The 11262-nt window shown below is 54.7% G+C and carries 9 protein-coding genes; 8 read left to right on the top strand and 1 reads right to left on the bottom strand.

Going from position 1 to position 11262, the window contains the following annotated elements; translation table 11 throughout:
- The 8 genes from H7A81_RS12505 to flgL all read left to right on the top strand — a co-directional run.
- The coding region (locus H7A81_RS12505) for a flagellar hook-basal body complex protein (RefSeq protein WP_182057661.1) at positions 1-351 on the top strand (351 nt) is incomplete at its 5' end.
- 20 nt (positions 352-371) lie between these two features.
- The gene (locus H7A81_RS12500; protein WP_034830676.1) at positions 372-1130 is read left to right on the top strand and encodes a flagellar basal body rod protein FlgF; all 759 of its coding nucleotides are present in this window, start codon (positions 372-374) and stop codon (positions 1128-1130) included.
- Between the two features lie 17 nt (positions 1131-1147).
- A complete protein-coding gene (gene flgG / locus H7A81_RS12495; protein ID WP_034830678.1) occupies positions 1148-1930 on the top strand; it encodes a flagellar basal-body rod protein FlgG in 783 nt (260 codons plus the stop codon).
- A gap of 61 nt (positions 1931-1991) precedes the next feature.
- A complete protein-coding gene (locus H7A81_RS12490; protein ID WP_034830679.1) occupies positions 1992-2702 on the top strand; it encodes a flagellar basal body L-ring protein FlgH in 711 nt (236 codons plus the stop codon).
- 11 nt (positions 2703-2713) lie between these two features.
- On the top strand, positions 2714-3820 hold the full coding sequence (locus H7A81_RS12485) for a flagellar basal body P-ring protein FlgI (protein ID WP_182057660.1): 1107 nt from the start codon (positions 2714-2716) through the stop codon (positions 3818-3820).
- Positions 3820-4761 carry a flagellar assembly peptidoglycan hydrolase FlgJ gene (gene flgJ / locus H7A81_RS12480; RefSeq protein WP_034830681.1) on the top strand — a complete coding sequence of 314 codons (942 nt, stop codon included), beginning with the start codon at positions 3820-3822 and terminating at the stop codon, positions 4759-4761. Before H7A81_RS12485 ends, flgJ begins: the two co-directional genes overlap by 1 nt.
- Positions 4762-4879: 118 nt before the next feature.
- Positions 4880-6523: a flagellar hook-associated protein FlgK gene (flgK, locus tag H7A81_RS12475; RefSeq protein WP_034830682.1), complete on the top strand. Its 1644-nt coding sequence runs from the start codon at positions 4880-4882 to the stop codon at positions 6521-6523.
- Positions 6524-6541: 18 nt separating this feature from the next.
- Positions 6542-7507: a flagellar hook-associated protein FlgL gene (flgL, locus tag H7A81_RS12470; RefSeq protein WP_182057659.1), complete on the top strand. Its 966-nt coding sequence runs from the start codon at positions 6542-6544 to the stop codon at positions 7505-7507.
- Between the two features lie 250 nt (positions 7508-7757).
- On the opposite strand, the gene rne is transcribed toward flgL, so the two are convergent.
- Entirely contained in the window at positions 7758-11243 is a 3486-nt protein-coding gene (gene rne, locus H7A81_RS12465; protein WP_182057658.1) for a ribonuclease E, read from the bottom strand.
- Positions 11244-11262 lie beyond the last annotated feature (19 nt).

The following is an 11262-nucleotide window of genomic DNA, read 5'->3' as shown; positions in this document are numbered from 1 at the left end:
GACCTGACCAGCTACGCCATCAACGATGACGGTACCATCACCGGTACCTATTCGAACCAGAAAACTCAGCTGCTGGGTCAAATCGTTTTGGCTAGCTTCTCTAACCCGGAAGGCCTGCAGTCAGAAGGCGATAACGTCTGGTCAGCGACTAACTCTTCAGGTCAGGCAGCCATCGGTCTGGCCAACACCGGGACTTACGGTTCACTGACCTCAGGTGCACTGGAAGCCTCCAACGTCGATCTGAGTAAAGAGCTGGTCAACATGATCGTTGCACAACGTAACTATCAGGCGAACAGCCAGACGATTAAAACGCAGGATCAGATCCTCAACACCCTGATCAACTTACGTTAATTCGCTAACGGGATTGCATTATGGATCACGCAATATATACCGCGATGGGCGCCGCCAGTCAGACGATGGAACAACAATCGGTGACCGCCAGCAACCTCGCCAACGCCTCAACGCCGGGCTTCCGCGCCCAGCTCAACGCGTTGCGCGCGGTGCCGGTCAACGGCTGGTCGCTGCCGACGCGCACCTTAGTGGCTGCCTCAACGCCGGGTGCCGATATGACGCCAGGGGCGATGGACAACACCGGACGCCCGCTCGATGTGGCCGTACAGCAAGATGGCTGGCTGGCGGTGCGTACCGCTGACGGTTCTGAAGCCTATACCCGCAACGGCAATATGCAGATCAGCTCGACCGGTATTTTGACCATTCAGGGCAATCCCGTGATGGGCGATGGCGGTCCAATCGCCATTCCACAAGGCTCCGAACTGACCATCGCGGCTGACGGTACCATCACTTCGCGTAATGCGGGTGATGCACCGAACGCCACGGTGCAGATTGGCAAGCTGAAGCTGGTGAAGGCCACGGGCAAAGAGTTACAGCGTGGTGACGACGGCATGTTCCGTCCAACCCAGGCGACGCAGGCGACACGCGGTGCGGCTTTAGCTCCTGATGCAACGGTCGCGGTCATGCCAGGTGTGTTGGAAGGCAGCAACGTTAAGCCAGTGGAAACCATGGTCGACATGATCGCCAACGCCCGACGTTTCGAGATGCAGATGAAAGTCATCACTAACGTCGATGAAAACGAACAAAAAGCCAATCAACTGCTCAACATGAGCAGCTAAGGCGTAAGGAAAACAACATGATTCGTTCTTTATGGATCGCTAAAACCGGCCTTGACGCCCAGCAAACCAATATGGACGTCATTTCGAACAACCTTGCGAACGTTTCAACCAACGGGTTTAAACGTTCGCGTGCCGTGTTCGAAGATCTGATGTATCAGACGCTGCGTCAGCCGGGCACGCAGTCATCGGAACAGACCACATTGCCTTCAGGCTTGCAGATTGGTACCGGTGTGCGCCCAGTGACCACCGAGCGTCTGCATACCCAGGGCAACCTGTCGCAGACCAGCAACTCAAAAGACGTGGCGATCAACGGTCAGGGTTATTTCGAAGTGCAGATGCCAGACGGTACCTCTTCATATACGCGTGACGGTTCATTCCAGGTAGATCAGAACGGTCAGCTGGTGACCAACGCCGGCTATCCGGTTCAGCCTGGGATCACTATTCCGGCGAACGCCACCAGCATCACCATCTCGCGTGACGGTGTGGTGAGCGTGACGCAGCAGGGACAGACCAACCCAGCGCAGGTGGGACAGTTGACGCTGAGCACCTTTATGAACGATGCGGGCCTCGATAGCCTGGGTGAAAACCTCTATCAGGAAACGCAGGCATCCGGTGCGGCGACGCAGAGTACGCCAGGGCAGAACGGCGCTGGTTTGCTGTATCAGGGTTATGTTGAAACCTCTAACGTCAACGTGGCGGAAGAGTTGGTCACCATGATTCAGACGCAGCGTGCTTATGAAATCAACAGCAAAGCGATCACCACCTCTGATCAGATGCTGCAGAAATTAACCCAGGTTTAATCTGGGGCCGTTGGGCCAGCCTGGCTGGCCCGATTAAGAACATGAATAAGGTCAGAACTCCGTGGCGAAGCAAGTGATTCTCAAGCCTGGGCATTGGTTAGTAGCCACGCTGCTACTGACATTAAACGGTTGTGCGTTAGTCCCGCGTACGCCTCTGGTGCAGGGTGCAACAACGGCAGAACCCACGCCTTCCGCACCGCCAGTGGTAAACGGTTCCATTTTCCAGGGCGTTGCGCCACTGAACTATGGCTATCAGCCGCTGTTCGAAGACCGCCGTCCACGTAACATTGGCGATACTCTGACGATTACGCTGCAAGAAAATGTCAGCGCCAGCAAAAGTTCTTCAGCCAATGCGAGCCGCGATGGCAGCAACAGCTTTGGCGTGAGCACTGTGCCAACCGGCCTGAGCGGTCTGGTCGGCGCCGCCGGTGAGAAAGCCGGACTGGATGCCAATGGCAAAAATGACTTCGCTGGCAAAGGTGGCGCAACGGCCAATAACACCTTTACCGGCACCATCACCGTCACCGTGAATCAGGTGTTGTCGAATGGCAACCTGCGCGTGGTCGGTGAGAAACAGATCGAAATTAACCAGGGAACCGAATTTATTCGCTTCTCCGGTGTGGTTAACCCACGCACCATCAGCGCCAGCAACGCCGTGTTGTCAACGCAGGTGGCCGATGCACGTATTGAGTATGTCGGAAACGGGTATATCAATGAGGCGCAAACCATGGGCTGGTTCCAGCGTTTCTTCCTGAACGTGTCGCCGATGTAATCGAGGTAATGATGAAAATGAACACTCTGCTGCGTCTGAGCCTGAGCCTGCTGCTCGGTGTCAGTCTGATGGCCCAGGCTGACCGCATTCGCGATCTGACATCCGTACAGGGCGTGCGCGAAAACCAGCTGATCGGTTACGGCCTGGTGGTGGGGCTTGATGGGACAGGTGACCAGACAACGCAAACCCCGTTTACCACCCAGACGGTAAGCAACATGCTGTCGCAGCTCGGTATCACCGTGCCCACCGGCACCAATATGCAGCTGAAAAACGTGGCGGCGGTTATGGTCACGGCAAAGCTGCCGTCGTTTGCACGGCAGGGGCAGAATATTGACGTAGTGGTCTCTTCGCTGGGTAACGCCAAAAGCCTGCGCGGTGGCACGCTGTTAATGACGCCGATGAAAGGGGTTGATAACCAGGTGTACGCGCTGGCGCAGGGAAATATTCTGGTAGGCGGTGCAGGTGCATCTGCAGGTGGCAGCAGTGTGCAGGTTAACCAGCTAAACGGTGGCCGCATTACTAATGGTGCAACGGTAGAGCGCGAGCTGCAAAGTAATTTTGGCAGCCAAAACACCATCAATCTCCAACTGAATACTGAAGATTTCACCATGGCGCAGCGTATTGCCGATGCGATTAATAGCCGTGGCGTGGGTTCAGCGCAACCGCTCGATGCGCGTACCGTGCAGATCCGCGTTTCACCCAACAACAGTTCACAGGTGCGCCTGCTGTCAGAAATCCAGAATATAGACGTTTCCGTGCCGGTTGAAGATGCCAAAGTCATCATCAACTCGCGTACCGGTTCGGTGGTCATGAACCGCGAGGTAACGCTCAATACCTGTGCTGTGGCGCAAGGCAACTTGTCGGTGACAGTGAATCAGCAGCAGAACGTCAGCCAGCCGAACACGCCGTTCGCCGGTGGACAAACCGTGGCGACTACGCAGACGCAGATCGACTTGCGCCAGAGCGGCGGAGCCTTGCAGCATGTTAACGCCAGCGCCAACCTCAATAACGTGGTCCGTGCCCTGAACGCCCTGGGCGCAACGCCGATTGAGCTGATGTCGATTCTGCAGTCGATGCAAAGTGCAGGCTGTCTGCGCGCCAAACTGGAAATCATCTGATGACCGATACGCAATCGCTGATGAGTGCGGCCTATGACAGCCGCTCACTGAACAACCTGAAACGCGAAGCAGCCGCCGACCCGAAAGGGAAGGCGCTGCAGGTGGCAAAACAGGTTGAGGGAATGTTCGTACAGATGATGTTGAAGAGCATGCGTGAAGCGTTGCCGCAGGATGGCATCTTCAGCAGCGACTCAACGAAGATGTACACCTCAATGTACGATCAGCAGATTGCGCAGGAAATCGGTAAACGCGGACTGGGTATGGCGGATTTGATCGTCAAACAGATGCAGCCCGCGCAAGAGCCTGATGAAACCGCTGGCACGGTACCGATGAAGCTGGATAACAGCTTCATTTATAGCAATCTGCCTTCCAACCAACTGGAGCAGATGGTACGCAAAGCGGTGCCGCGTCTGCCGGTCTCGCCGTCCAGTTTCCCAGCGGATAGCAACGACTTTATTGCCCAGTTATCCCAACCCGCGCAGGCTGCGAGTCAGCAGAGTGGTATTCCACATCACTTGATCCTTGCCCAGGCGGCGCTGGAATCGGGTTGGGGACAACGCCAGATTCTGACGCGCGACGGCAAGCCGAGCTACAACGTGTTTGGCATTAAGGCCGGTGGTGACTGGAAGGGCGCAACCACCGACATCATGACCACCGAATATGAAGGTGGCGTGGCGAAGAAAGTGCGTGCCACCTTCCGTGTATATGGTTCCTATATGGAAGCCCTCAGCGACTACGTCAAACTGCTGTCCAATAACCCGCGCTATGCCGCCGTTGCCAATGCCGCAACGCCGGAGCAGGGCGCACGAGCCCTGCAGGCAGCGGGCTACGCCACCGATCCGAAATATGCGCAGAAATTGGTGGGAATGATCCAGCAATTCAAAAACATGGGCGAGAAAGTCGTGAAGGCGTACAGCCAGGATATCACCGATTTGTTCTGATTTTTTACCTCAAGTTTCACTTAAGCACGCCGATAACCATCATAAGCTGCGGGCGTTTTAGCCCGCCCAATCGCACTGATGACTGCCAGCCCGGTTAACGGGAAATAAAGGAACCGAGATGTCCAGCATAATTAACTCAGCGATGAGTGGGCTGAGCGCCGCACAGGCCGCATTAAGCACCACCAGTAACAACATCAGCAACTACACGGTAGCGGGTTACTCACGTCAGACCACCATTCTGTCGCAGGCCAATAGCACCCTACAAGGCAACAGCTACTATGGCAATGGCGTGACGCTGTCTGGCGTGCAGCGTGAATATGATGAGTTTGTTACTGCTCAGTTGCGCGGATCCAATGCCAATTACAGCGCGGTGAATACCCAATACAGTCAGATTTCAAACATTGATGACCTGCTGTCGACATCGACCACCAGCCTTTCAACGTCGATTCAAAGCTTCTTTACCAATGTGCAAAACGTGGTAAGTAATGCAAACGATCCGTCTGCACGTCAATCAATGCTGAGCTATGCGCAGGGGTTGGTCAATCAGTTCCAGACCACGGCGCAGTACTTGAATAACATGCAAACCAGCGTGAATACGGACATTGCCTCTAACGTTGACCAGATTAATACCTACACCAGCCAGATTGCCGATCTCAACACCCAGATTGCAAAACTGACCACCGGCAACGGTGCTGCACCGAATGATCTGCTGGATCAACGCGATCAGTTGGTGAACAACCTTAATAACATCGTTGGGGTAAACGTCTCTCAGCAAGATGGTAGCTATATCGTCTCGATGGGGAGTGTCACTCTGGTTAACGGCAAAAATTCGACTAATTTGGTCGCGATGCCTTCCAGCGCCGATAACTCGCGTATCACTGTTGGTTATGTCGACAAGCAAGCAGGTAATGTCGAAATTCCTGAAAAAACCCTGACGACCGGTTCACTGGGTGGTTTGCTGGCGTTCCGCACGCAGGATTTAGATACCGCACAGAATCAGCTTGGCCAATTAGCGGCAGCCTTCACCACCAGCTTTAACGCCGTGCAAACTGCAGGATATGACAGTAACGGCGATCTGGGCACGAAATTCTTCAACATCGGCTCACCGAACGTAGTGAGTAACAGCAAGAATACGTCCACTGCAACGGTGACCGCAGAATGGTCTGATACCAGTGCGCTTAAAGCCTCAAACTACTCCATGAGCTATGACAGCGCCAGCAGTACCTGGTCTGTGACTCGCTTGTCTGACAACGTGAAATTTAGCGTTACGCCTGATGCGACAGATGGCACACTGAGCTTTGATGGCCTGAAATTAACCGTTACCGGTACGCCTGATAATAAAGATAGTTTCCTGGTAAAACCGGTCCAGAACGTGATTAGCAGTATGTCTGTAGCTATCACGGATGAATCGCAAATCGCTGCTGCATCCAGTGCGACCAGTGGCGAAAGTGACAACACCAACGCCCAAAAAATGCTGGATTTGCAGGATGCGAAGTTGGTTAACGGCAACGCAACGATTGCGCAAGCGTATGCCAGCATCGTCAGCACGGTGGGTAACAAAACCAGCACGCTGGAAACGGCCAGTACCACGCAGAAAAACGTGGTCGATCAGCTTACCGACCGTCAGCAGTCGGTCTCAGGGGTGAACCTTGATGAAGAGTACGCCAACCTGACCAAATATCAGCAGTTTTATATGGCGAATGCGCAGGTATTGCAAACCGCCAGCACGATTTTCAACGCGCTGATGGACATCCGCGGCTAAGCATAGAGGATAAAAACCATGCGTCTTAGTACCAATATGATTTTTGACCAGCAGGTGCGCGGGATTACTGACTCGCAATCTTCCTGGTTAAAAGTGGGCGAACAGCTTTCCAGCGGTCGTCGTGTTAACAACCCATCTGATGATCCCATTGCGGCCTCTCGTGCCGTGGTGCTGTCGCAGTCTCAGGCGAAAAGTACCCAATACGCGACCGCGCGTAGTTTCGCGGATCAAAGCTTGTCGATGGAAGAGAATGCGCTTAAAGGCGCGACCAGTAGCATTCAGGATGCACAAACCCTGATCGTTTATGGCTCTACCGGCACACTTAGCGATGACGACCGTGCCTCTATCGCCACCCAACTGGAAGGTATTCGCGCCCAGTTGCTCAATCAGGCCAACAGCCAGGATGGTAATGGTCGCTATATTTTTGCCGGTTACAAAACCGATACGGCACCATTCACCGATACTGCCGGCACTGGCGTGAGCTATGTGGGCGGCGATCAGGCTATCACGCAGAAAGTCGATGATGGGCGCACTATGGATGTGAGCAGTACCGGATCTTCTGTGTTCATGTCGATTACCAGCAATGCGAAAGTTGAACCAGATGGAACGGCGAGCGAGACCAATGTCTTTAATATGCTCGACAGCGCCATTGCGGCCCTTAAAGTGCCGCAAGACAATGCGGATGATGCGACCAAACAAACGTTCCAGGATGCGATGGATAAAACCAACCGTGGCCTCAGTAATTCACTGAACAACGTTTTGACCGTGCGTTCTGCAGTCGGTATACAGTTGTCAGAACTCGACACGCTAAATGCGCAGGGTGACGATCGCGATACTATCATGACCTCGCAAATGAGTGATTTGGTAGATGTCGATTACACTTCCGCCATTTCCAGCTACACCATGCAACAGACAGCACTGCAAGCGTCTTACAAGACCTTCACTGATATGTCGAAGATGTCACTGTTCCAGCTGAATTCATAAGATCTGACTTGAAAATTTGAGCGTGCTTAAACCGGGCGCGCTTAGTTTCTCCCACCGCCTTTTGGGGCCGTGGGATTTTTTTTGCCTGTCATTTCGTCGCACCGTTCATCGCACCTGGCACCTGCGGAGCCGCGGTCTGTTTGTGTACTCTGCCAGATCATCACGAGTCATTGCGGCAGAGCAGGATCGACAGGCAATAAAAAACCCCGAACCAGTCGGGGTTTTGTTAACGCTGATTAGCGACTAAGACTTAAACACTTTCCGGACGTGTTGCCGGTGCCGTCGCCTGATGCGTGGCGCTATGGCCGCCCGCAGAGCCACGGCCTTCGAAGTCAAACGGTGGGCGAACCCAATCGCTGTGACGAACGACTTCTGGCTCCCATGCCGGAGCAGGTGCTTTGGTCATTGGCGCCGTGGCGTGGTGCTTCCAGCGGGTATCAGCGTTGCTCACTGCGGTATCACGTGCAGCAACAGGAGCATGCGGTTCAGTAACCGGTGCAGCAGGCGCTTCAGCAGCCACGGGTGCAGTCAGCACTTCTTCCACTTGCGCTGCAACAGCAGGTTCAACTTCAGCGGGTGCTTGCTCAGCCGCTGCAACAGCAGGCTGAACTTCAGCAGGCGCTTGCTCAGGCACGGCTTCGCTGACCTGTGGTGCGGTAATTTCCGCAGCAGGGACTTCTTCAGCTGATGTCACTTCAGTAGCAGAAACTGTCTCAGTCGATGCAGGCGTCGCAGCCGGTGCCACTTCAGACGATGCAGCAGCAACTTCCGCAGCGGGTGCAACTTCAGCCTGAATATCTTCAACTTCATTAGCGATGACCGTGTCAGACGGTGCCGTTGTCACTTCATCGGCCGGTACGGCTTCAGCAGCGGTTTGTTGTGCAATCTGCTCAACAGCGGCAGAAATCACGGCAGGCTCTTCGTTAACAGGCGCAGCGACTGGGGTCAGGTCATCGGTGTTCACCACCGGCACTTCAGTGTGTGCCTGTGGCTCAGACTGATGAACAGCCTCTTGCGCTGCTGGCTGAGTAACCTGTTCTGCTGCTGCCGCAACCGGCAGTGCGTCCGCTTCACCGGTATGTTGATAGCTGTAATCAGGCATTTCGTTCAGCGCTTCCTGAGAGGAGAACTGATCGTGGGCCTGGGCAACCGGGTAGGTAATCCAGACTTTGCCGGATGCCATCTCTGGAGAAGAGGCAGCCGATTCCAGCGGCATGGCAGATTGGGTTGGGTAACGCTCATCGCGGTAGCGACGACGACGTTGGCCGCTCACGCGCAGATGACGTGGTGAACGACGTGAGCGACGCGGCATGTTGGCGCTATCACGGTTCTCGTTATCATCCTGTTCATCCTGAGCGACTTCAGATTGCTCATTGAATGCAGTGCGCTGTGCACTTTCCACAACCGCTTCCGTGGCTGCTGGTGCTGGGATGGCTGCCGCCACTTCGCCAGTATCACCCACGCGCACGCGCTGGGTCAGTTGACGCTGTTTACGGCGTGGCATGACCTGCACACGTTCTTCTTCCTGCGCAACGTTTTCATCAGTGATTTCGGTCTGAGCAACGGTTTCAGCGGCTTTTTGATCCTGCTGCTGATTACGTTTCTCATCCTGACGACGACGCTGACGTTCAGCTCGCTGCTCACGACGCTGTTGCTGCTGCTCATCACGCTGCTGCAGCTGCTCATCGGTCAGCGCTGGACGTTCACCACGAGGCTCGTTCTGACGCTTGTTACGGCGATTGTCCTGATTGTCACGCGGCTCGCGGGCTTCACGTGGTTCACGCGATTCGCGCGGCTCACGCGCTTCACGCGGTTCACGGCCTTCGCGACCCTGAGCATTTTCACCGTTGCGCGGAGTGCGATCGCGACGATTATTGCTACGACGGTTGTTACGGCGGTCGCCACGCTGCTGATTATTCTCACTTTCAGCGGCTTTCTCTTCTGGCTTAGCTTCAACAGGTGCAGCAGCAGGCGCATCGCCAGCAAACAGTTTTTTCAAACCGCCTAACAGACGAGCGACAAAGCCCGTGCTGGCAACGGCAGGTGCCGCGGCGGCAGCTGCCGGTTTTGCATCCGCTTTAACCGCACTACGGCTCTCTTTTTCCACTTCAACCGGCGCAGGCGGCGCATCAGGCATCACAAAGGCGGCCAGGGCTGGCTGCTCAGGACGACGACGTTCGGCATGCTCTTCTTCCGAAGGCAGCGCCATTTCGGCTTCATGCAGTTTCGGCAGGTGGTAAGACAGTGTCTGCGTCTCTTCGCCTTTACGCACGCGCAGCACAGAGTAATGTGGGGTTTCCATCTGATCGTTTGGCACGATGATGGCACGCACGCCACCCTGGCGTTTCTCGATAGCACTGACTGCATCACGTTTTTCGTTCAGCAGGTAAGAGGCGACGGGCACCGGTACAATCGCATGCACTTCTTTGGTGTTGTCTTTCAGCGCTTCTTCTTCAATCAGACGCAAGATAGACAGCGAGAGCGATTCGTTATCACGGATGGTGCCGGTGCCGCTACAGCGTGGGCAGACGTGATGGCTGGATTCACCCAATGATGGGCTAAGACGCTGACGCGACATTTCCAGCAGACCGAAACGCGAAATGTGACTGATTTGAATGCGTGCACGATCCTGACGAACCGCTTCGCGCAGACGGTTTTCAACCGCGCGCTGGTGTCGAACCGGTGTCATGTCGATGAAGTCGATGACAATCAGGCCGCCGAGGTCGCGCAGGCGCAACTGACGAGCGATTTCATCAGCCGCTTCGAGGTTAGTATTGAATGCCGTCTCTTCGATGTCGCCACCGCGTGTGGCACGGGCGGAGTTGATATCGATGGCGGTTAGCGCTTCGGTGCTATCGATAACAATTGAGCCACCGGAAGGCAAGCGCACTTCGCGCTGGAATGCCGATTCAATCTGCGACTCAATTTGGTAGTGGCTGAACAGCGGAATTTCACCGGTGTACAATTTGATTTTGCTGCTGAAGTCCGGGCGACCGAGCGCAGCAATATGCTGACGGGCCAGCTCCAGCACTTTCGGGTTATCAATGAGAATCTCACCAATATCCTGACGCAGATAGTCGCGGAAGGCACGTACAATGACGTTGCTTTCCTGGTGGATCAGGAACGGGGCAGGGCGGCTATCAGCGGCTTTTTTGATCGCTTCCCAGTGCTTTAGTCGGAAACTCAGGTCCCACTGCAGCGATTCGGCAGATTTGCCAACGCCTGCGGTACGCACGATCAAACCCATACCGTCTGGCAGTTCCAGTGCGGACAGCGCTTCCTTCAGTTCGGTGCGATCGTCACCTTCAATACGGCGGGAAATACCCCCGGCACGCGGGTTATTCGGCATCAGGACTAAATAGCTACCGGCCAGAGAAATGAAGGTGGTTAAGGCTGCACCTTTATTTCCACGCTCCTCTTTATCGATTTGCACGATAACTTCCTGACCTTCACGCAACACCTCTTTGATGTTAGGACGGCCATGTGCGTTGTAATTAGCAGGGAAGTATTCGCGGGAAATTTCTTTCAGAGGGAGGAATCCGTGGCGTTCAGCACCGTAATCGACAAATGCCGCTTCGAGGCTGGGTTCAACACGGGTGATTTTACCTTTGTAGATATTGGCTTTTTTCTGCTCGTGTCCGGGGCTTTCGATATCCAGATCGTACAGACGTTGGCCGTCAACAAGGGCAACGCGCAACTCTTCCTGCTGAGATGCGTTAATTAACATTCTTTTCATCGTGACTTACTCGTTATTC

The sequence above is a fragment of the Pantoea sp. ME81 genome, assembly GCF_903970985.1.
Lineage (GTDB): Bacteria > Pseudomonadota > Gammaproteobacteria > Enterobacterales > Enterobacteriaceae > Pantoea > Pantoea communis.
The sequence above is the reverse complement of the archived record's forward strand: the minus strand, read 5'-3'. Positions and strand labels throughout refer to the sequence as shown.